The sequence below is a fragment of the Citrobacter sp. Cpo012 genome, from assembly GCF_030333015.1.
In the GTDB taxonomy this organism is placed as follows: Bacteria; Pseudomonadota; Gammaproteobacteria; order Enterobacterales; family Enterobacteriaceae; genus Citrobacter; species Citrobacter portucalensis.
Map to the genome: position 1 here is coordinate 55,033 of NZ_JAOWGR010000034.1, position 19,432 is coordinate 74,464.

General features: G+C 52.7%; 20 protein-coding genes. 11 read left to right on the plus strand and 9 right to left on the minus strand.

From position 1 onward, the window contains the following. The first annotated feature begins 4 nt into the window (after positions 1-4). Both cpxR and cpxA read left to right on the plus strand, forming a co-directional pair. The gene (cpxR, locus tag OGX90_RS05860) at positions 5-703 is read left to right on the plus strand and encodes an envelope stress response regulator transcription factor CpxR (RefSeq protein ID WP_003028763.1); all 699 of its coding nucleotides are present in this window, start codon (positions 5-7) and stop codon (positions 701-703) included. Beyond that, entirely contained in the window at positions 700-2,073 is a 1,374-nt protein-coding gene (gene cpxA, locus OGX90_RS05865; protein ID WP_003028758.1) for an envelope stress sensor histidine kinase CpxA, read from the plus strand. Before cpxR ends, cpxA begins: the two co-directional genes overlap by 4 nt. A 43-nt stretch (positions 2,074-2,116) precedes the next feature. Here the strand turns inward: cpxA and OGX90_RS05870 are convergent, their stop codons facing one another. From OGX90_RS05870 to yiiM, 4 genes are all read right to left on the minus strand, one after another. Continuing rightward, a complete protein-coding gene (locus tag OGX90_RS05870; protein ID WP_095533158.1) occupies positions 2,117-3,367 on the minus strand; it encodes an MFS transporter in 1,251 nt (416 codons plus the stop codon). Between the two features lie 122 nt (positions 3,368-3,489). Beyond that, positions 3,490-4,443, minus strand: coding sequence for a sugar phosphate isomerase/epimerase family protein (locus OGX90_RS05875; protein ID WP_020996111.1), 954 nt, complete (start codon positions 4,441-4,443; stop codon positions 3,490-3,492). Between the two features lie 8 nt (positions 4,444-4,451). Next, positions 4,452-5,156, minus strand: a complete 705-nt coding sequence (locus OGX90_RS05880) for a GntR family transcriptional regulator (protein WP_032945585.1) — start codon at positions 5,154-5,156, stop codon at positions 4,452-4,454. Between the two features lie 227 nt (positions 5,157-5,383). After that, the gene (yiiM, locus tag OGX90_RS05885; RefSeq protein WP_286623334.1) at positions 5,384-6,058 is read right to left on the minus strand and encodes a 6-hydroxyaminopurine reductase; all 675 of its coding nucleotides are present in this window, start codon (positions 6,056-6,058) and stop codon (positions 5,384-5,386) included. A 152-nt stretch (positions 6,059-6,210) separates the two neighbouring features. Between yiiM and OGX90_RS05890 the strand changes: the two genes are divergently transcribed. Further along, positions 6,211-7,107, plus strand: a complete 897-nt coding sequence (locus OGX90_RS05890; protein WP_125363048.1) for a dihydrodipicolinate synthase family protein — start codon at positions 6,211-6,213, stop codon at positions 7,105-7,107. Between the two features lie 39 nt (positions 7,108-7,146). On the opposite strand, the gene kdgT is transcribed toward OGX90_RS05890, so the two are convergent. Both kdgT and sodA read right to left on the minus strand, forming a co-directional pair. Beyond that, positions 7,147-8,130, minus strand: a complete 984-nt coding sequence (gene kdgT / locus OGX90_RS05895; RefSeq protein ID WP_020996114.1) for a 2-keto-3-deoxygluconate transporter — start codon at positions 8,128-8,130, stop codon at positions 7,147-7,149. Between the two features lie 233 nt (positions 8,131-8,363). Then, on the minus strand, positions 8,364-8,984 hold the full coding sequence (gene sodA / locus OGX90_RS05900) for a superoxide dismutase [Mn] (protein ID WP_286623336.1): 621 nt from the start codon (positions 8,982-8,984) through the stop codon (positions 8,364-8,366). Positions 8,985-9,273: 289 nt separating this feature from the next. Between sodA and rhaT the strand changes: the two genes are divergently transcribed. Continuing rightward, positions 9,274-10,308 (plus strand): L-rhamnose/proton symporter RhaT, encoded by a 1,035-nt coding sequence (gene rhaT / locus OGX90_RS05905; RefSeq protein ID WP_003825242.1) that lies wholly within the window; start codon positions 9,274-9,276, stop codon positions 10,306-10,308. On the opposite strand, the gene rhaR is transcribed toward rhaT, so the two are convergent. Then, positions 10,305-11,153 carry an HTH-type transcriptional activator RhaR gene (gene rhaR, locus OGX90_RS05910; RefSeq protein WP_048215191.1) on the minus strand — a complete coding sequence of 283 codons (849 nt, stop codon included), beginning with the start codon at positions 11,151-11,153 and terminating at the stop codon, positions 10,305-10,307. The two genes, rhaT and rhaR, sit on opposite strands and share 4 nt — an antisense overlap. Before the next feature lie 147 nt (positions 11,154-11,300). Next, positions 11,301-12,149: an HTH-type transcriptional activator RhaS gene (gene rhaS / locus OGX90_RS05915; RefSeq protein WP_008787013.1), complete on the minus strand. Its 849-nt coding sequence runs from the start codon at positions 12,147-12,149 to the stop codon at positions 11,301-11,303. A 303-nt stretch (positions 12,150-12,452) separates the two neighbouring features. Between rhaS and rhaB the strand changes: the two genes are divergently transcribed. From rhaB to rhaM, 5 genes are all read left to right on the plus strand, one after another. Then, complete coding sequence (gene rhaB / locus OGX90_RS05920; protein ID WP_219988282.1) at positions 12,453-13,922, plus strand: rhamnulokinase; 1,470 nt, start codon at positions 12,453-12,455, stop codon at positions 13,920-13,922. Beyond that, entirely contained in the window at positions 13,919-15,178 is a 1,260-nt protein-coding gene (gene rhaA, locus OGX90_RS05925; RefSeq protein ID WP_286623340.1) for an L-rhamnose isomerase, read from the plus strand. Before rhaB ends, rhaA begins: the two co-directional genes overlap by 4 nt. A 143-nt stretch (positions 15,179-15,321) precedes the next feature. After that, entirely contained in the window at positions 15,322-16,149 is an 828-nt protein-coding gene (gene rhaD / locus OGX90_RS05930) for a rhamnulose-1-phosphate aldolase (protein ID WP_057066661.1), read from the plus strand. A gap of 74 nt (positions 16,150-16,223) precedes the next feature. Beyond that, positions 16,224-17,372: a lactaldehyde reductase gene (gene fucO / locus OGX90_RS05935; protein ID WP_020996115.1), complete on the plus strand. Its 1,149-nt coding sequence runs from the start codon at positions 16,224-16,226 to the stop codon at positions 17,370-17,372. Beyond that, positions 17,369-17,683: an L-rhamnose mutarotase gene (rhaM, locus tag OGX90_RS05940; protein ID WP_003825253.1), complete on the plus strand. Its 315-nt coding sequence runs from the start codon at positions 17,369-17,371 to the stop codon at positions 17,681-17,683. The genes fucO and rhaM overlap by 4 nt, the downstream gene beginning before the upstream one ends. An 83-nt stretch (positions 17,684-17,766) precedes the next feature. Here the strand turns inward: rhaM and OGX90_RS05945 are convergent, their stop codons facing one another. Further along, on the minus strand, positions 17,767-18,315 hold the full coding sequence (locus OGX90_RS05945; protein WP_103015338.1) for a helix-turn-helix domain-containing protein: 549 nt from the start codon (positions 18,313-18,315) through the stop codon (positions 17,767-17,769). Between the two features lie 101 nt (positions 18,316-18,416). Between OGX90_RS05945 and OGX90_RS05950 the strand changes: the two genes are divergently transcribed. After that, entirely contained in the window at positions 18,417-19,076 is a 660-nt protein-coding gene (locus OGX90_RS05950) for an AzlC family ABC transporter permease (protein WP_003825259.1), read from the plus strand. Then, on the plus strand, positions 19,076-19,399 hold the full coding sequence (locus tag OGX90_RS05955; RefSeq protein WP_003825260.1) for an AzlD domain-containing protein: 324 nt from the start codon (positions 19,076-19,078) through the stop codon (positions 19,397-19,399). The genes OGX90_RS05950 and OGX90_RS05955 overlap by 1 nt, the downstream gene beginning before the upstream one ends. Positions 19,400-19,432: the final 33 nt, after the last annotated feature.

Genomic DNA, 19,432 nt, shown 5'->3' on the forward strand with positions numbered 1-19,432 from the left:
AACAATGAATAAAATCCTGTTAGTTGATGATGACCGAGAGCTGACTTCCCTGTTAAAGGAGTTGCTCGAAATGGAAGGTTTCGATGTGCTGGTTGCCTATGATGGGGAACAGGCGCTTGAGCTTCTGGATGACAGCATCGATTTACTTTTGCTCGACGTCATGATGCCGAAGAAAAACGGCATTGATACGCTGAAAGCACTTCGTCAGACACACCAGACACCTGTAATCATGCTGACCGCTCGCGGCAGCGAATTGGATCGCGTACTTGGCCTTGAGCTGGGCGCGGACGACTATTTACCTAAACCGTTTAACGACCGTGAACTGGTCGCGCGCATCCGCGCTATTCTGCGTCGCTCACACTGGAGCGAACAGCAGCAGAACAGCGATAACGGCTCGCCGACGCTGGAAGTAGATGCGTTAAGCCTTAATCCGGGTCGCCAGGAAGCCAGCTTTGACGGGCAAATTCTGGAGTTAACCGGCACCGAATTCACCCTGCTCTATTTGCTGGCTCAGCATCTCGGTCAGGTGGTTTCGCGTGAACACCTGAGCCAGGAAGTGCTGGGCAAACGCCTGACGCCTTTCGATCGCGCGATCGACATGCATATCTCGAACCTGCGTCGTAAGCTGCCAGAGCGTAAAGACGGACACCCGTGGTTTAAAACCCTGCGTGGTCGCGGCTACCTGATGGTCTCCGCTTCATGATAGGGAGCTTAACCGCACGCATCTTTGCCATCTTCTGGTTGACGCTGGCCCTGGTGTTGATGTTGGTACTGATGTTACCCAAGCTCGACTCACGCCAGATGACCGAGCTACTGGACAGCGAGCAGCGCCAGGGGTTAATGATTGAGCAACATGTTGAAGCTGAACTGGCGAACGATCCACCCAACGATTTGATGTGGTGGCGTCGCTTGTTTCGGGCGATAGACAAGTGGGCGCCGCCAGGACAGCGGTTATTACTTGTTACGACGGAAGGACGCGTGATCGGCGCAGAACGCAACGAAATGCAGATCATTCGTAACTTTATTGGTCAGGCCGATAACGCCGACCATCCGCAAAAGAAAAAATACGGTCGCGTTGAGATGGTCGGGCCTTTCTCCGTCAGAGACGGTGAAGATAACTACCAGTTGTATCTCATACGACCTGCCAGCAGCTCACAATCTGACTTTATCAACCTGCTGTTCGACCGACCGCTGTTGTTGCTGATCGTCACCATGTTAGTCAGCTCACCGCTATTGCTTTGGCTTGCCTGGAGTCTGGCGAAACCGGCGCGTAAGTTGAAAAACGCGGCGGATGAAGTAGCTCAGGGTAACCTGCGTCAGCATCCGGAGCTGGAAGCCGGTCCGCAGGAGTTCCTGGCGGCAGGCGCAAGCTTTAACCAGATGGTGACGGCGCTGGAACGGATGATGACCACACAGCAACGCCTGCTGTCGGACATCTCTCACGAGCTGAGAACACCGCTAACGCGTCTGCAACTGGGCACCGCTCTGCTGCGCCGTCGTAGCGGTGAGAGCAAAGAGCTGGAGCGCATTGAAACAGAAGCTCACCGACTGGACAGCATGATCAACGACCTGCTGGTGATGTCACGTAATCAGCAGAAAAACGCGCTGGTCAGCGAAACAGTGAAAGCTAATCAGCTTTGGGGTGAAGTGTTGGATAACGCCGCCTTTGAAGCTGAGCAGATGGGTAAATCACTCACGGTGAATTTCCCGCCGGGTCCGTGGCCGCTGTACGGTAACCCAAATGCGTTGGAAAGTGCGCTGGAAAACATTGTGCGCAATGCCCTGCGCTATTCACATACGAAGATTGAAGTTGGCTTCGCGGTGGATATCGACGGGATTACCATCACCGTGGACGACGATGGCCCAGGCGTTAGCCCTGAAGACAGAGAACAGATTTTCCGTCCGTTCTATCGTACCGATGAGGCGCGCGATCGCGAGTCTGGCGGAACAGGTCTGGGTCTGGCGATTGTTGAAACCGCAATTCAGCAGCATCGTGGCTGGGTAAAGGCCGAAGACAGCCCACTGGGTGGTTTACGGCTGGTGATTTGGTTGCCACTGTATAAACGCGCTTAACTGGCTTCCCCGGTACGACATGATTACCGGGGAAGCATTCACGTTATGCCGCCGCAGCCGCCGCCGCTAGCTTTTGCTTTTTAATTCGCTTCACCAGAATGGTCGAGCAGATAAAGCCCATTAAGCTGAACGCAATCATCACGCTAAAGACATAGTTGTAGCCAGTGATGCCGCTATTGGTATCCAGCAAATAGCCGTACAACGTGTACGCAAACATCGCTGGCATATAACCGATGATGCAACCAAATGCCATTGCCGAGCCCGCATACTCACGTGGGGTACCGATCTCATCCATCGGCGCGAAGAAAATGGCGCGCTGTGAGAAGATAATCGCTCCGAATCCTAATGTCGCCGCCATACCGATATACACGTTCATTGTTTGATGCGGTAACTGCATGAACACAAGCATCGCCACAGCAGAGATCAGGAACGTCCACTTCAGATACACTGTCGGTGATTTAGCAACTTTATCTGCCAACATTCCGCCAATCGGCCCACCTACCATTTTTAACGCATACTGGTTGATGATGCCGTACGCACCGACGAGAGCTACCGGCAGCATATAGATATCTTTTAAGAACGGGATAAAGTAAGTCAGTCCACAGTACGCGGCATAAACGAAGAAAATACCTAAAGAAGCCAGCCAAACATTAGGGCAGGACAAAACATGTTTGATACCCTTTAACACTTCCATGTTGGCACTGGTTTTCTCGCCGCCTTTCACTTTGTCATCATCGACAATAAAGTACGTCACAATACCTGCCACAAGCGTAATTACCGTATAGAACAACAGGCCCGCCTGCATCCCCGCTTTACCTTCACCAAACTGGACGAAAACAAACAGAGCGCCAGATGCAACGATAACATCCACCACGCCACGTCCGGCCTCTAAAAAGCCGAACATGCGTCCTTGTTCTTCTTTCGTTCCCAGCAAACGAACGGCTTTCAGCAACACCGGCCAATAAACCACATCGGCAAAGAAAGCCATCGCGGCAAAGCAAATGAGATAACCAGTAAATGACGGTAGCGTTGCCAGATATAAGCCACATAACCCAACGCCAATCAGACCGAACGGTAATAATATTTTCTTGGAGTAACGATCTGCGATATAGAGAGAAAGAAAAAGTCCGGTTGTCTGAACAATCGTATAAACCGTAAAGCTCAACCCAATTTGCGTATTAGTTAAACCCCAGTCATTCTGCATTGGCACATAGAAAACATCTTTCATACTTGAAAGCTTGAATATCGTGCCGCCGCCTAAAATCAAAAAACAGAGCCTTGCCCATTTATTCATGAACATGATTAAACCCTCATTGCTTGTTGAGAGAAATATCTAAATTAAATTGTATAATTAATAAAGCCAGGGGATTACTTTCATAATCCTTTCCGCATTTAATAATATTTTAAGAAAACTAATTAATTGCCTATAAACTTGTCACATATATCACGAATGTATTTTATTTGGGCAAGAGCATGTTCTTTTTCCTGCGCCAGTCGCGCATCAATCATGTTGCTGTCAGGCAGCGGCGTATAACTTGCATCGCGCCATGGGATCCATGGATTATCACCCTCATCGTCGAAGCGAAATGCAGGGGCATAATATTCAACTTCTTCTTCCAGGCCAAAAGCATGTACTTGCGGTTTATCTTCACCTAAAAGTAATAATGCCTTAAGCATCTCTTCCATGGGTAAATCGCCGTGTCCTGAACGACAAGCCTCATGCCCCCAGCCTTTACCTTCTTTAATAATTTTTGCGTCTTTGATATGCACCTGAGTGATCAGAGGAGACATAACCTCTAACGCAGAAAGCGGCTGCTCATTGGCATTAATCATGTTGCCAAAATCAAACAGAATAGAGAGATTTTTCATCCCGCTATTATTAACCAGCGTCACCAGCTCATGGCCTTGCAGATCTTCATGCTGTTCGATAGTAAAGCTTAGTCCGCAATCGTCATACTGAGACAGCCACGCAATATCATTGGCAATCTTCGCCATAACATCGTTGAGATGCCCTTCATAACGCGGGTAGAAACGCACTGAAGTTGCACCAGTAGCAACAGCAATACGGATGGCATCCGTCAATGTCGCCTTATCCGATGCGCTCGTTTCGATATGCACATCCAGATTATATTTTTTGGCCTTCTCTTTAAAATCGTGTAGCTGCTGATCGTTCAGTTTCTGCAGTGATTGGGACTCACCATCCTCAACATGTATTTTTACACCCTTCAATTTTTGCTGATGCGCAATATCCAGAAGATCCCCCGGCAGGACTCTCTCGTAGCGCATATTCAGATGAAAAGCATAAGCATGTAGGTACAGCGGTATATTTCTCGCGCGTTCCGCAAGAAGTTCTTGGTTACATTTTCCCATTATTTTTCTCATTCATCGCGAATAACAAGTTCCACTGATTCAAGTCGCCAGTATTCGAAATCAACCTGAACCACTTTTTTATCTCGGGTAGCCCGATGTTTTTCTACTAAAATTCCATACGTATTAGGCGCAACACCCAGCTCTTTGCAGGCCACTTCTGGCATATTGACCGGTTTAAAAACCATTTCTTTGATATTTAAAACATGGCCAAATGCATCTTCCCAGACGCTGGCAAAAGACTGATTGCCCAATTTATTAATGAATCCTGGCGCAACATCGGCATCAATATAGGATTCATGGTAAAACACTTTATGTGAATCAAGACCGCACCAACCGGTAATCAGATAACGATCGCCCGAAGAGAGAAAAACATCCTCAACATGGTGTGGGACTGTATCAATGGTTTCTTTGGTTAAATAATCCCAAAAAGGCTTACGTCCCTGGGCACAGGCTTCAGCATTGAAGCTGGAAAGTGATTTAGGGTTATAAATAAATCGCTTCGACGAAATAAACCAACCACTGCGGTTCTTGCGGAAAATACGCGCATCGATCTCAAGCTCAATCAGAACCTGACGTAAGGTCATACGCTTTGCATCCAGCAGCTCACATAACTCCCTTTCCGAAGGCAATTTGGACCCCGCTGGTAAATTCTTCTCGTTTAACCAGCTTTCAAAGCGCTCCCTGAGCACATCAACATTGTTTTTCTTTTTCATTTCGCTCATCTGGTTTAAACCAATTTGAAGCTAAGATATTTGAGTGCAGGAAATACTCAAGTTTTTTTTCAACGCAGAGTTTCTTTTTGTGGACCAGGTATCAAGAATGGCTTTGAAGCAAACCGTGACCGTCAGGTTTTTGCCCGGTTTGGTACGCAGGGGGATGAACCACGGGGAGAGGTAAATCAGGTGTCACCACCTGATTTAATTGCCAGATGAAGGTAGGTTTATTTTCCCCACAAACGGCGGGAATTGTCTTCGATCTTGCCGCTTAAACGGCGCTTTTGCATCGTTCTGGTCCAACTTTTTGATAACCCAGCAGTCGACAGTAAACGGTGATATTGCGAATCATCAAACGGCATATGCCAGGCGATAGCAATGGCCTCCCGCACGCTGACGTCGCTCACGCGTGACGCCAGAATCAATGGTGCGTCTGCTGACACCTGACCAGGCGCGATGACGCTACACAGCCAGCCCGTCTTGCCCGCATCTTGCATCTGGCTGGCCATATCGCTGATGCCAAAATGGAAATTCAGCTTAAAGCACGGCGAGCGCGGCTGCGTGACCTGAATCAGCGCCTCTCCCCACTGGAAAATGTCGCCAATATACACATTATCTTCAGTCAGCCCCTCAGTAGAGAGGTTCTCACCAAACGCAGGCGCGACAAATAGCTCCGCCTGCTCCGGAAACGCTTGTCTCCAGTGCTGATAGTGTTCACGCGGATAGTGACACAGCGCGCGATCCGGCCCGCCGTGAATTTTCGTTTCCGCCTGTTCATCCCCCGTCAGCCCCAGTTCGGTCAGTATCAACTCACCGTCAATCTGGACTTTAGCAATCGCGCTGGGACGGCTTCCCGTGTAGTCCCGAACTTTGCCTGTAAAAACATCGACCGGATATCGCATCTGTTCCCTCTCCCGATAAATTTCCCCCATTACACCACATTTATTTTACCCCAGTCGCTCAAAATGAGAGCACGGTTCACATGAAACTTAGGGACACATGCTATCAATGTAATCTGGTTTTGAAACATCATTTCAAATAAGGAGTCGACAACGTGACTGGTCAATCGCAATTTGCTGGCGTCTGGTGTCCTTCCATTACGCCAATGGACAATGATGGCAAGATCGATCTCAACGGTCTAAGCCAACATCTCAAACGCCTTACCGAGGCCAAAATCGACGTGATTTTGCTGATGGGCAGCATCGGGGAATTTGCCTCCTTCACGCTCGAAGAAAGACTGCTGCTGATCCGCGAGGCCCGCGCCATGAGCTCGCTGAAGATGGTCGCCAACGTCTCATCCACCTGCCAGAATGATGTTTTATTGATGGCGCAGGAAGCGTATCGCTCAGGTTACGATGCCGTGATGATCCTGCCGCCCTACTACTACGGACAAACGGCGAAACAGCTGCTGAGCTACTTCCGTCAGTTGGGGCAGAAACTCAGCGGCAAATGGTTTGCTTATAACTTCCCGGCACGCACCGGCTGCGATTTAACCCCCGAACTGGTAGCCACCCTCGCCGCCGAGTTCCCGAATTTCGCTGGCATTAAAGACACCGTCGACTGCCAGTCCCATACCCGCAGTATGATTCAGACCACCCGCGCCGTGCGGGAGGATTTTGCCGTGCTGTCCGGCTATGACGAATACTACATTCCCAACCTGTTAGCAGGTGGCGCGGGGATTATTTCAGGGTTGAACAACGTCATGCCGGAACTGTTTGTCAGCGCGCGGGAAGCGTTCAAACAGGGCGACCTGGCAGCGCTTCGCGATATTCAGGACCAGATTGGCACCTACATGTCCATCTATGCCATCGGCGAAGATTTTGTCACCACCATCAAAACCGTGGTATCGCGTAAGTTTGGCTATTGTACCAGCGTGTCACGTAATGCCGGTGGAGAGTTGAACGAGAGTGAGTGTCGAACAATCGATGAGGTGTTTGTCGTCAAAGGGTAAATAATTAAGCCGGATGGTGCACCATCCGGCTTAAGAGACTTACTTCACGGTGCCACGAATATCAATTTCTGCCGCCCTTGCTTTGGCCCTTTTCGACCAGATAGACGTGATAATCGGCACCAGAATGGAGGTCACAATCACCGACGTGGCGACCAGGGAAGTTGCTGCCGGTGCCATCGGTTTAAATGCCGGAACCATTTCAGCAATCAGCACAGGCGTAGCAACCGCCGCCCCCGCAGAACTGGAAGCGGCAATCCCCGCCGTACCATCGCCACCACCAATCAGTTTATCGGCGATAATCAATGGAATACCAGTGATGATAATCACCGCCACGCCCAGCAGAATACCCAGCACGCCGGTCTGCGCAATCACGCTCAAATCAATGGTGTTACCTAATGCGAAGGCAAAGAACGGGATCAGCGTCTGCACCGCTTTGCTGAAGAACTCCCGCAGTTCAGGGTCCAGATTCCCCAGCGCAAAGCCAATCAGGAACGGCAATACCGCACCAACAAATACGTGTGGTTCAAACGACGCGATCCCGGCGGTTCCCAGAATCACCATGGTCATCAGCGGGCCAGACTCCAGCGACATCAGGACAAACGCCCCGGCCTCTTCTTTGGTGCCGTACTGCTGCATAATCGAGGCATACAGCCCGCCGTTGGTCATATCCATCGCGGCCACCAGCGCCAGCGTAGACAACCCAGCGAAGAATCCGACCTCTACACCATGTTCCGGCAGAATGCGTGAAGCAATCGCTGCAACCACCCACGCCACCAGAATCTTGGTGATGACTAACGTACCTGATTTACGCAGCACGGTGCCGGTGGCGCTTAGCTTGATCGACGCCCCCATGCAAAAGAACCAGACTGCCAGGATAGGCACCGTACCGGTGATCATACCGTTGGTAAAAGAACCGAAATATTTCCCGGCGCCGGGGGAAAAGGTATGACACAACGCGCCCAGGAAAAGCGGCACCAGCATCATACCGCCTGGGATTTTCTCTATCGTACGTTTGATCTGCATTTCCATCACCTGTAGACATAAAAATGGGGCAATTTTTATGGGCGATTGCATCTTGCTTTGAGATGCGCCCGTCTTGATGAAAAGAAGATAGACATTCATAGAGACTATAAAAGTGATCCCACTCGCATAATAAAACCTTGTTTCAATTTAAGTGGATCATTGTTTTTATATTGAGTTTGATCACAAAAAAACCCCACAAGCATCGCTTGCAGGGCTTTGTTAAAGCGTAGAACTTATTTTTCTGCTGCGAAACGCGCGGCAGCTTCGTCCCAGTTCACGACGTTCCAGAACTCTTTGATGTAGTCCGGGCGACGGTTCTGGAATTTCAGGTAGTAAGCGTGTTCCCAAACGTCCAGGCCCACGATTGGGAAACCGGAAGCGCCAGAGATAGCTTCACCCATCAGCGGGGAATCCTGGTTGGCGGTGGAAACAACAGCCAGTTTGTCACCTTTCAGAACCAGCCACGCCCAGCCGGAGCCAAAGCGGGTTGCCGCTGCTTTTTCAAATTCAGCTTTGAAGTTGTCAACGGAGCCGAAGTCACGTTCGATAGCCGCTTTCAGGTCGCCCTGCAGCGTAGTACCGGTTTTCAGGCCTTTCCAGAACAGGCTGTGGTTAGCGTGACCGCCCGCGTTGTTACGCAGTACGGTTTTCTTGTCTGCTGGCAGTTGATCCAGTTTGGTGATCAGCTCTTCAACGGACAGGCTGGCGAATTCAGGCAGGCTTTCCAGCGCAGCGTTGGCGTTGTTTACGTAAGCCTGGTGGTGTTTGGTGTGGTGGATTTCCATCGTCTGCTTATCGAAGTGCGGTTCAAGGGCATCATAAGCGTACGGCAGGGATGGCAGTGTATAACTCATAATCATCTCCAGTATTATCGGGCGGCCAGTGTTAACGCCGCGTAAGCAGTTGGGTCATTATAGTTAATTAAATGATATTGAAAATGATTATCAATGCCGTACTTTTTACATGGTCTTAATGAATCAAACCCATTGTTAAAGATGTGAGCCGAATCACCCACTTAACGTGATAATTGCCAACATGCGCAAAAGGGCGGCAATCGTCAAAAGGTTAACCACCTGCGTAATTTTTAAACTCGTTAGGTCGGAGGGGTCATTACCGACGATAAAAAATAACGAGGATTAAGTCATGAGTAACGCGATTACGATGGGTATCTTTTGGCATTTGATAGGGGCAGCCAGTGCCGCCTGTTTCTATGCCCCGTTCAAGCAAGTCAAACATTGGTCATGGGAAACGATGTGGTCGGTTGGCGGGATCGTCTCCTGGATAATCCTGCCGTGGACCATCAGCGCCATGTTACTTCCCGATTTCTGGGCCTACTTCAGCTCCTTCAGCCTCTCCACACTGGCGCCGGTATTTCTGTTTGGTGCAATGTGGGGGATTGGCAATATCAACTATGGCCTGACCATGCGCTATCTCGGTATGTCGATGGGTATCGGGATTGCGATAGGTATTACGCTGATTGTCGGCACGCTGATGACCCCGATTATCAACGGCAATTTTGATGTACTGATCAATACCTCTGGTGGCCGCATGACGCTGCTTGGCGTACTGGTCGCGCTGATTGGAGTGGGCATTGTTACCCGTGCCGGTCAGTTAAAAGAACGAAAAATGGGCATCAAAGCGGAAGATTTCAACCTGAAAAAAGGTCTGGTTCTGGCCGTCATGTGCGGTATTTTCTCCGCCGGGATGTCCTTTGCGATGAACGCGGCGAAACCGATGCACGATGCCGCCGCCGCGTTGGGCGTCGATCCGCTGTATGTCGCCCTGCCTAGCTATGTGGTTATTATGGGCGGTGGCGCGCTTGTTAACCTGGGCTTCTGCTTCATTCGTCTGGCAAAAGTGAAGAACTTGTCGATAAAAGCCGACTTCTCGTTAGCCAAACCGCTGATTATCACCAACGTGCTGCTCTCTGCGCTTGGTGGCTTGATGTGGTATCTGCAATTCTTCTTCTACGCCTGGGGCCACGCACGTATTCCGGCGCAGTATGACTATGTAAGCTGGATGCTGCACATGAGCTTCTATGTTCTGTGCGGCGGGATTGTCGGTCTGGTATTGAAAGAGTGGAAAAATGCGGGTCGTCGTCCGGTCAGCGTGCTAAGCCTCGGCTGCGTAGTGATCATTGTCGCGGCAAACATTGTCGGTCTGGGAATGGCCAGCTAAGCATGCTGAGTACTGAGATGACGCCACTGGCTCGGCGTCATCCCGGTTTCCCGCGTAAATACCACCGAAAAGTAGTTACTGTCCTCAAAGCCGCAGCGCATGGAAATCTCGCTAATCATCAACCGACTATGTTTGAGCAGATACTGCGCATGGCAAACCCGCACCTGGCGGAGATACTGGTTGATGGTCATCCCGGTCTGGCTGCGAAACTGCTGGCGCAAAACGCGCTCGCTGCATTGTTCGCGCTCGCAAAACGTATCCAGTTCAAACGCATGCTCATGGCTACCGGCTAACGCGGTAATCAGTTTATCCAGCAGCGTTTCACTGGAGGTCGCCGGGAGCGTATCCGTGGCATAACGATGCCGCTTAAGGTGTGTCACCAACTGCCCGAACAGCAGCTCAGCCATGGTAAAAGCCTGTGCATCACGTTGATTGCTTTCATGTTCAAGCTGGCTTATCACCTGTCGGACCTGGCTCATGCCAACGCTGCCGAGTCGCCAATGCGGCTGCCTCGGCGTACCGTCAAATCCGGGGATCGCCCCTTGCCAGTCAACATTCAGCGTCAACCGCTCCGGGCAGTAGATGATATTTTGCAACACCAGGTCGTTCACGGAGGTGTAGGAGTGTTTATCTTCGGCGCGAATGTAAAACAGATCGCCACGGGTTATCCGGTACGGGCGATCGTTAAGGACATGCAGACCATTACCGCGCCAGACCATGACCAGCTCGCAAAACTCGTGGGTATGCTCAGCAAAGACATCCTGCGGATAACGGTCAGCCACGGCCACAGCCTGCTGCTCATGCGCAAAGAAATCTGATTTCAGAAGGACCAGATGATTCGCCATCACAATATTCCCTGTCGGATGGCGGCTACGCCTTATCCGACCTACAGATTACGTGACACGTAGGCCGGATAAGGCGTAGCCACCATCCGGCGTTAAGGGACATGATTATCTGAGATTCGGCGGTAAAAAACGTTGATAGCTTTCGCGTTACTGGAGGCGGCTTGCCACAACGAGATCGCGCCCCTGACGAATATCGCGTGGTGACCACTTGAACTCACGACGAAAAAGCGTCGAAAAGTGGTTACTGTCGCCGAATCCGCAGAGATAAGCGATGTCTGTCACACTGTCATCACTGTGGCGAAGCAGATGCCGGGCCTTGATCAGCCGCAAGCGGTTAAGGTAGCGCTGCGGCGTCAATCCGGTTTGCTGTTTGAGCTGGCGATGCAGAGTGCGCAAAGAGAGGGAAAACTTCTCGGCCAGCGCCTCCCAACACACCTCGTCGGCAAAGTTATCTTCCAGCCACGCCATCAGGAGGTTAAGCCGCGCGTCGTTATCGGTCGCAGCTTCCATCAGGCTGCTTTTACGCAGCAGCACCAGCAGTTGCATAAACAGGATCTCGCGATTTGCCGCCGTTGGTGTATCCATCCCCTCACCGAGCGCTTCCATCTGCCCCACCAGTTGTCGAACCTGCTGCAACACCCCCTGATTCACCCGCCAATGGGAGGGATACTGCCCGTTCTGTTCCTGAGGTAAAAGCTGATTCAGCCCAGCCAGAAATTGAAACGCATCCGGAGAGCGATACAACACATTGGTCAGGCACAGATTGTCAGTATGTTCATATAAATGCCGGTCATGATCGCGAACGAAACACACCGTACCGCCGCTGATGGTGTAAGGCTGCCCGTTGAACACATGGATCCCCGTTCCATGTTCGACCACCACAATTTCATGAAAATCATGATGATGCTCTGGAAACGCAGGTTGAGGAAGCCGCGGTTCAATAGCCACTGGCGCTTTACCTGTCGGAAAAAAATCCACGCAATGCAATACCGTCATGATGACATCCTTCCCGATCAAATGAACATGGCTGAATAGTAATTAAGGGTTATCACCCTCACCTTAAATTTTTGACGCCAAAGTGCGTAAACACGGTCAATTCTTCAAGAAATGGCGGGAAAGATCGCGAATTGCGGAAGGCGTCACATCCGCTAAAACAGGTCCTATTAATAGAAATTGTGAACAGCGTCACGTTCACCTTTGCCATGTTGCCAGCCGCTAATTGTGGCTGTCACTGTCAAGAAGGTACGCTTTATCTGGGGTTCTTAGACTGATTGCAATAAAACTCAGAAGGACCTCGCTATGACTTTTCGCCATTGTGTCGCAGTCGATCTCGGCGCATCCAGTGGGCGCGTAATGCTGGCGCGTTACGACAGTGAACACCGCTCCCTGACGCTACGTGAAATCCACCGCTTCATGAACTGCCTGCAAAAAACAGACGGTTTTGACACCTGGGACATCGACAGCCTGGAAAACGATATTCGTCTTGGCCTGAAAAAAGTCTGCGATGAAGGCATTCGGATAGACAGCATCGGCATTGATACCTGGGGCGTGGATTACGTTCTGATCGATAACGTTGGTCAACGTGTCGGTCTGCCGGTCTCTTACCGTGACAGCCGCACGACCGGCATTATGGCGCAGGCGATGGAGCAGCCGGGTAAAGGTGAAATTTACCGCCGTAGCGGCATTCAGTTTCTGCCCTTTAACACCCTGTATCAACTGCGTGCGCTGGTTGAACAGCAGCCAGAACTGCTCCCGCAGGTGGCCCACGCCCTGCTGATCCCCGACTACTTCAGCTTTCGCCTGACCGGCAAAATGAACTGGGAATACACCAACGCCACCACCACCCAGCTCGTCAATATCAATACCGACGACTGGGATGACACACTGCTGGCGTGGACCGGGGCAGACAAAGCCTGGTTTGGTCGCCCGACGCATCCAGGGAACGTGATCGGCCACTGGATTTGCCCACAGAAAAACCAAATTCCGGTTGTCGCCGTCGCCAGTCACGACACGGCCAGCGCGGTCATTGCTTCTCCGCTGGCCGACAAAAACAGCGCCTATCTCTCTTCCGGGACCTGGTCGCTGATGGGCTTTGAGAGCAGAACACCGTATACCAACGATGCGGCGCTGGCGGCGAATATTACCAACGAAGGCGGCGCGGAAGGACGCTACCGTGTCCTGAAAAATATTATGGGGCTGTGGCTGCTCCAGCGCGTATTAAAAGAGCACCAGATTACCGACCTGCCAACGCTTATCAGCCAAACGCAAGCGCTGCCGGCCTGCCAGTTCCTGATAAACCCGAACGACGATCGCTTTATCAACCCCGACGATATGAGTGCAGAAATTCAGGCAGCATGCCGTGAATCAGGCCAACCCGTTCCCCTGCAAAACGCCGAACTGGCGCGCTGTATCTTCGACAGCCTGGCGTTGCTGTACGCCGACATCCTGCAAGAACTGGCACAACTGCGTGGTGCAGCATTTAGCCAACTGCACATTGTCGGTGGCGGCTGCCAGAACACCTTACTGAACCAGCTATGTGCGGATGCCTGCGGTATTCGCGTGATGTCCGGGCCGATTGAGGCCTCCACGCTCGGCAATATTGGCATCCAGTTGATGACGCTGGACGAGCTAAACAATGTCGATGATTTCCGTCAGGTGGTACGCGCCAACTACGAACTGACCACCTTCATTCCCAATCCTGAAAGTGAAATTGCCCGCTACCAGGCGCAGTTTCAATCACTACGACAGACAAAGGAGCTTTGCGCATGACCACTCAACTTGAACAAGCCTGGGAACTGGCAAAACTGCGTTTCGCCGCGGTAGGCATTGATGTCGAGGCGGCCTTACGCCAGCTCGATCGTCTGCCGGTCTCCATGCACTGCTGGCAGGGCGATGATGTCGCCGGTTTCGAAAACCCGGAAGGCTCGCTCACTGGCGGTATTCAGGCTACCGGTAACTATCCGGGTAAAGCGCGTAACGCCACCGAACTGCGGGCCGATCTGGAGCAGGCGCTGAGCCTGATTCCTGGTCCAAAACGTCTGAATTTGCACGCGATCTATCTGGAATCTGATACGCCGGTTGCCCGCGACAAAATCAAACCTGAGCACTTTAAAAACTGGGTGGAGTGGGCGAAAGCGAACCAGTTAGGGCTGGATTTCAACCCATCCTGCTTCTCACACCCGCTGAGCGCCGACGGTTTCACGCTGGCGCACGCCGACGACACCATTCGCCAGTTCTGGATCGATCACTGCAAAGCCAGCCGTCGCGTCTCGGCGTATTTTGGCGAGCAGTTGGGTACACCATCGGTGATGAACATCTGGATCCCGGATGGCATGAAAGACATCACCGTTGACCGTTTAGCACCGCGCCAGCGTCTGCTGGACGCACTGGACGAAGTGATCAGCGAGAAACTCGACCCGGCGCACCATATCGATGCCGTCGAAAGCAAGCTGTTTGGCATCGGTGCGGAAAGCTACACCGTGGGCTCTAACGAGTTCTACATGGGTTACGCCACCAGCCGCCAGACCGCACTGTGTCTGGATGCGGGCCACTTCCATCCGACTGAAGTGATCTCCGACAAAATTTCCGCCGCCATGCTGTATGTGCCGCGTCTGCTGCTGCACGTCAGCCGTCCGGTGCGCTGGGACAGCGATCACGTGGTGCTGCTGGATGATGAAACTCAGGCGATTGCCAGCGAGATCGTTCGCCACAACCTGTTTGACCGCGTACACATTGGCCTCGACTTCTTCGACGCCTCCATTAACCGCATCGCCGCGTGGGTGATCGGCACCCGCAATATGAAAAAAGCCCTGCTGCGCGCGCTGTTAGAACCCACCGAGCAACTGCGTCAGCTCGAAGCCAGCGGCGACTACACCGCACGTCTGGCCCTGCTGGAAGAGCAAAAATCGCTGCCGTGGCAGGCCGTCTGGGAGATGTATTGCCAGCGCCATGACACGCCTGCGGGCAGCCAGTGGCTGGACAGCGTGCGCGCTTATGAAAAAGAGATTTTGAGCAAACGTAGCTAACCGTGACGCCAGGCTTGTAGGCCGGATAAGACGCCCCGCGTCGCCATCCGGCAAAAAATGAAACACGATTGCCGGATGGCGCTTCGCTTATCCGGCCTACGTAAGACCCGATAACGTTCGGGCAATAAACAGGAACACCGAACATGCAAAAAATTACGACTTCCTGGTTCGTCCAGGGGATGATCAAAGCCACTTCTGATGCGTGGCTGAAAGGCTGGGACGAGCGTAATGGCGGCAACCTGACGCTGCGTCTTGATGAAGCAGATATCGCGCCGTTTAGCGCCGATTTCCACGAAAAACCACGCTATATTGCGCTAAGTCAGCCGATGCCGCTGCTGGCAAACACACCGTTTATCGTCACCGGTTCCGGTAAGTTTTTCCGTAACGTCCAGCTCGATCCCGCGGCAAACTTGGGCGTGGTACAAGTAGACAGCGACGGTGCGGGCTACCACATCCTCTGGGGCCTGACCCACGAGGCCGTGCCGACCTCTGAACTGCCGGCTCACTTCCTCTCTCACTGCGAACGCATTAAAGCGACGAACGGTAAAGACCGCGTGATCATGCACTGCCATGCCACCAACCTGATCGCTCTGACCTACGTACTGGAAAACAATACAGCGCTGATTACCCGCAAGCTGTGGGAAGGCAGCACCGAGTGCCTGGTGGTGTTCCCGGATGGCGTTGGCATTCTCCCGTGGATGGTGCCGGGTACAGATGAAATTGGTCAGGCTACCGCCGAGGAAATGCAGAAACACTCGCTGGTACTTTGGCCGTTCCACGGCGTGTTCGGAAGCGGACCTACCCTCGACGAAGCGTTCGGTTTGATAGATACCGCAGAGAAATCCGCCGAAGTTCTGGTCAAAATCTTTTCGATGGGCGGTATGAAGCAGACCATCTCACGTGAAGAGCTGGTCGCACTTGGCAAACGCTTTGGTGTTACGCCGCTGGCAAGCGCCATAGAGCTGTACTGATACCTCCCAACTCAACGCCGGATGCGGCTTCGCCTTATCCGGCCTACAGGATTTTATTATTAAGGAGAATAGTGATGAGCTTTATGTTGGCACTGCCAAAAATTAGCCTGCATGGCGCCGGCGCGATTGCCGATATGGTGAATCTCGTGGCGAATAAACAATGGGGCAAAGCGCTGATCGTCACCGATGGTCAACTGGTAAAACTGGGCCTGCTGGATAGCCTGTTTGCCGCGCTGGATAAACATCAAATGTCTTACCACCTGTTTGATGAAGTATTCCCGAACCCGACAGAAGAGCTGGTACAGAAAGGTTTTGCAGCCTATCAGAACGCAGAATGTGACTACATCATCGCCTTCGGTGGCGGCAGCCCGATCGATACCGCCAAAGCGGTGAAAATCCTGACAGCCAACCCTGGCCCTTCTACCGCTTACTCCGGCGTGGGCAAAGTGAAAAATGCTGGCGTCCCGCTGGTCGCCATCAACACTACCGCCGGTACGGCAGCAGAGATGACCAGCAACGCGGTCATTATCGACTCTGCCCGTAAGGTTAAAGAGGTGATCATCGACCCGAATATCATCCCGGACATCGCTGTGGATGATGCCAGCGTCATGCTGGAAATCCCGGCCTCCGTCACCGCCGCAACCGGTATGGACGCCCTGACCCACGCGGTGGAAGCCTATGTTTCCGTTGGTGCTCATCCGCTCACCGACGCTAACGCACTGGAAGCGATTCGCCTGATCAACCTGTGGCTACCAAAAGCGGTCGACGACGGTCATAACCTCGAAGCTCGTGAGCAAATGGCGTTTGGTCAGTATCTGGCGGGGATGGCATTTAACAGCGCTGGTCTGGGTCTGGTGCATGCGCTGGCGCACCAGCCGGGCGCAACCCATAATCTGCCACACGGCGTCTGCAACGCCATCCTGCTGCCGGTAATCGAAAACTTTAACCGTCCGAACGCCGTAGCGCGCTTTGCCCGCGTGGCGCAGGCGATGGGCGTCGATACCCGTGACATGAGCGATGAAGCGGCAAGTATGGAGGCCATCAACGCGATTCGTGCACTCAGCAAGCGTGTTGGTATTCCTGCGGGCTTTAGTTCCCTTGGCGTGACGAAAGAGGATATTGAAGGCTGGCTGGATAAAGCGTTGGCCGATCCGTGTGCGCCATGCAACCCGCGCACCGCCAGCCGCGACGAGGTCCGCGAGCTGTATCTGGAGGCGTTATGATCCGCAAGGCCTTTGTGATGCAGGTGAATGCCGACGCGCACGTTGAATATCAACGTCGGCACAATCCCATCTGGCCAGAGCTGGAAGCTGTGCTGAAAGAGCACGGCGCCCATCACTACGCGATTTATCTCGATCAGGCGCGCAATCTGCTGTTCGCCACCGTTGAGATTGAGTCCGAAGAACGCTGGAATGCCGTTGCCAGCACCGACGTTTGCCAACGTTGGTGGAAGCATATGCGTGACGTAATGCCAGCAAACCCGGACAACAGCCCGGTTAGCGCAGAGCTAAAAGAAGTGTTTTATTTGCAGTAAGTTATATGCCCGGTGGCGCAAGCTTACCGGGCCTACGGTTTTATTTTTTGTAGGTCGGATAAGCGATAGCGCCATCCGACAATTCAATTTTGCTCAGAAACCAGAATCGCCTGAGTGTCAGGCTCCAGCGCTTTAAAAATATGCGCCCGATCGGCGGGGTAACAAATATAGTCCCCCTCGCCTAACTCCTCCGGCGCTTCCGTCAATCCTACTATCGCCTTACCCTGCGTCACGATGATGTGTTCAACCGATCCCGGTGGATGCGGCTGTGAAATACGATCCGCGCCCGGTTGCGTCAGCAGCAGATAGATATCCCGCCGCGCCCCCGGCGGGCAGGCGGCCAGTAAAATGGCCTGATAGTGGGCCTGCTCGGCCACCACCTTTGTTCCTTCGCCGCGGCGAATCACCTGCGTTTTTTGTTCCTGCGGCTCCAGCAGGCGCGCAAAGGGAATATCCAACGCCACACACAGCGACCAGAGCGTTTCCAGGCTAGGATTGCCATTGCCCGCTTCCAATTGCGAGAGTGTCGATTTTGCAATCCCTGCGCGACGGGCAATCTCTGCCAATGACAAACCGGTGCGCTGACGTTCACGCACAAGGCTTTTCGCGATCATACTGATGGGCTGGGTCATTCACGACTCCATGTTCTTTATATCGAACGAATCGTTCGACTTGTAATATTAACTGGTCGCGTTCATTATAATGGAAATTCGTTCGATATGGCTAAAACGGTATGAAACATTATTTTTCCAGTCTCAAAGGCGACACGATAAAAGCAATTTTTTTAGTCTGTCTGGCCGTCGGCGTAGTCGGCATGTCATACGGCTCGCTGGCGATGGCCTACGGCTTCCCGCTGTGGGTACCGTTTGTGCTTTCGATTACGGTACTGGCGGGTGCGTCCGAGTTTATGTTTATCGGTATCGTCGCCAGCGGCGGTAACCCACTGGCGGCGGCTGCTGCCGGTTTACTGGTCAACGCCCGACACGTGCCGTTTGGCGTCACGGTACGCGATCTGGTGGGCTCCCGGGCTGCGAGTTTCCTCGGCTGTCATATCATGAACGACGAAAGCGTAGTCTTTGGCCTGTCGCAAAAAACGCCCGAACAACGTAAAGCCGCCTTCTGGCTGTGCGGTCTGGGCGTCGCGATTTTCTGGCCTGTTGGCACACTGATCGGCGCGGGCGTCGGCAAACTGCTCCCCGCCCCGGAAACCATCGGTCTGGATGCCGTCTTCCCTGCAATTTTATTAGCCTTAGTGGTCCCGGCCTTTAAAAACCGCACCACGCTGATTCGCGCCTGTAGCGGTGCCGGGTTGTCGCTTGCCGCCATCCCCTTTGCGCCGGTCGGTTTACCTGTTTTGCTCTCACTGTTTGGCTTACTGACGAGGAAAAAATAATGGGCAACATGACGCTGTTTATCGTCGGTATCGCCATGTTATCTCTGGGAACGTATTTAATGCGTTTAGGAGGAGCGAAGCTTGGGAGCCGATTAGCGTTCTCGGAACGCTCGCAGGCGCTGCTTTCCGACGCCGCAACGGTATTACTGTTCTCCGTTGCGCTGGCGACCACCTTTTACGAAGGTGAACACTTCGCTGGCATGGCGCGCGTGCTGGGCGTGGCTTTTGCGGTATTTCTCGCCTGGCGCAAGATGCCGCTAATCGTGGTGATCGTCGCTGCCGCAGTGGTGACCGCATTGCTGCGAATGGCGGGTATAAACTAAAAAAGCGCCTCAAGGGCGCTCTTTCGACAGTAC

What these genes read in the sequence shown, in the direction of transcription:
- cpxR (WP_003028763.1), top strand. Translation starts at nt 5, where the DNA reads ATGAATAAAATCCTGTTAGTTGATGATGACCGAGAGCTGACTTCCCTG.
- cpxA (WP_003028758.1), top strand. Translation starts at nt 700, where the DNA reads ATGATAGGGAGCTTAACCGCACGCATCTTTGCCATCTTCTGGTTGACG.
- OGX90_RS05870 (WP_095533158.1), bottom strand. Translation starts at nt 3,367, where the DNA reads ATGAATAAATGGGCAAGGCTCTGTTTTTTGATTTTAGGCGGCGGCACG.
- OGX90_RS05875 (WP_020996111.1), bottom strand. Translation starts at nt 4,443, where the DNA reads ATGGGAAAATGTAACCAAGAACTTCTTGCGGAACGCGCGAGAAATATA.
- OGX90_RS05880 (WP_032945585.1), bottom strand. Translation starts at nt 5,156, where the DNA reads ATGAAAAAGAAAAACAATGTTGATGTGCTCAGGGAGCGCTTTGAAAGC.
- yiiM (WP_286623334.1), bottom strand. Translation starts at nt 6,058, where the DNA reads ATGCGATATCCGGTCGATGTTTTTACAGGCAAAGTTCGGGACTACACG.
- kdgT (WP_020996114.1), bottom strand. Translation starts at nt 8,130, where the DNA reads ATGCAGATCAAACGTACGATAGAGAAAATCCCAGGCGGTATGATGCTG.
- sodA (WP_286623336.1), bottom strand. Translation starts at nt 8,984, where the DNA reads ATGAGTTATACACTGCCATCCCTGCCGTACGCTTATGATGCCCTTGAA.
- rhaT (WP_003825242.1), top strand. Translation starts at nt 9,274, where the DNA reads ATGAGTAACGCGATTACGATGGGTATCTTTTGGCATTTGATAGGGGCA.
- rhaR (WP_048215191.1), bottom strand. Translation starts at nt 11,153, where the DNA reads ATGGCGAATCATCTGGTCCTTCTGAAATCAGATTTCTTTGCGCATGAG.
- rhaS (WP_008787013.1), bottom strand. Translation starts at nt 12,149, where the DNA reads ATGACGGTATTGCATTGCGTGGATTTTTTTCCGACAGGTAAAGCGCCA.
- rhaB (WP_219988282.1), top strand. Translation starts at nt 12,453, where the DNA reads ATGACTTTTCGCCATTGTGTCGCAGTCGATCTCGGCGCATCCAGTGGG.
- rhaA (WP_286623340.1), top strand. Translation starts at nt 13,919, where the DNA reads ATGACCACTCAACTTGAACAAGCCTGGGAACTGGCAAAACTGCGTTTC.
- rhaD (WP_057066661.1), top strand. Translation starts at nt 15,322, where the DNA reads ATGCAAAAAATTACGACTTCCTGGTTCGTCCAGGGGATGATCAAAGCC.
- fucO (WP_020996115.1), top strand. Translation starts at nt 16,224, where the DNA reads ATGAGCTTTATGTTGGCACTGCCAAAAATTAGCCTGCATGGCGCCGGC.
- rhaM (WP_003825253.1), top strand. Translation starts at nt 17,369, where the DNA reads ATGATCCGCAAGGCCTTTGTGATGCAGGTGAATGCCGACGCGCACGTT.
- OGX90_RS05945 (WP_103015338.1), bottom strand. Translation starts at nt 18,315, where the DNA reads ATGACCCAGCCCATCAGTATGATCGCGAAAAGCCTTGTGCGTGAACGT.
- OGX90_RS05950 (WP_003825259.1), top strand. Translation starts at nt 18,417, where the DNA reads ATGAAACATTATTTTTCCAGTCTCAAAGGCGACACGATAAAAGCAATT.
- OGX90_RS05955 (WP_003825260.1), top strand. Translation starts at nt 19,076, where the DNA reads ATGGGCAACATGACGCTGTTTATCGTCGGTATCGCCATGTTATCTCTG.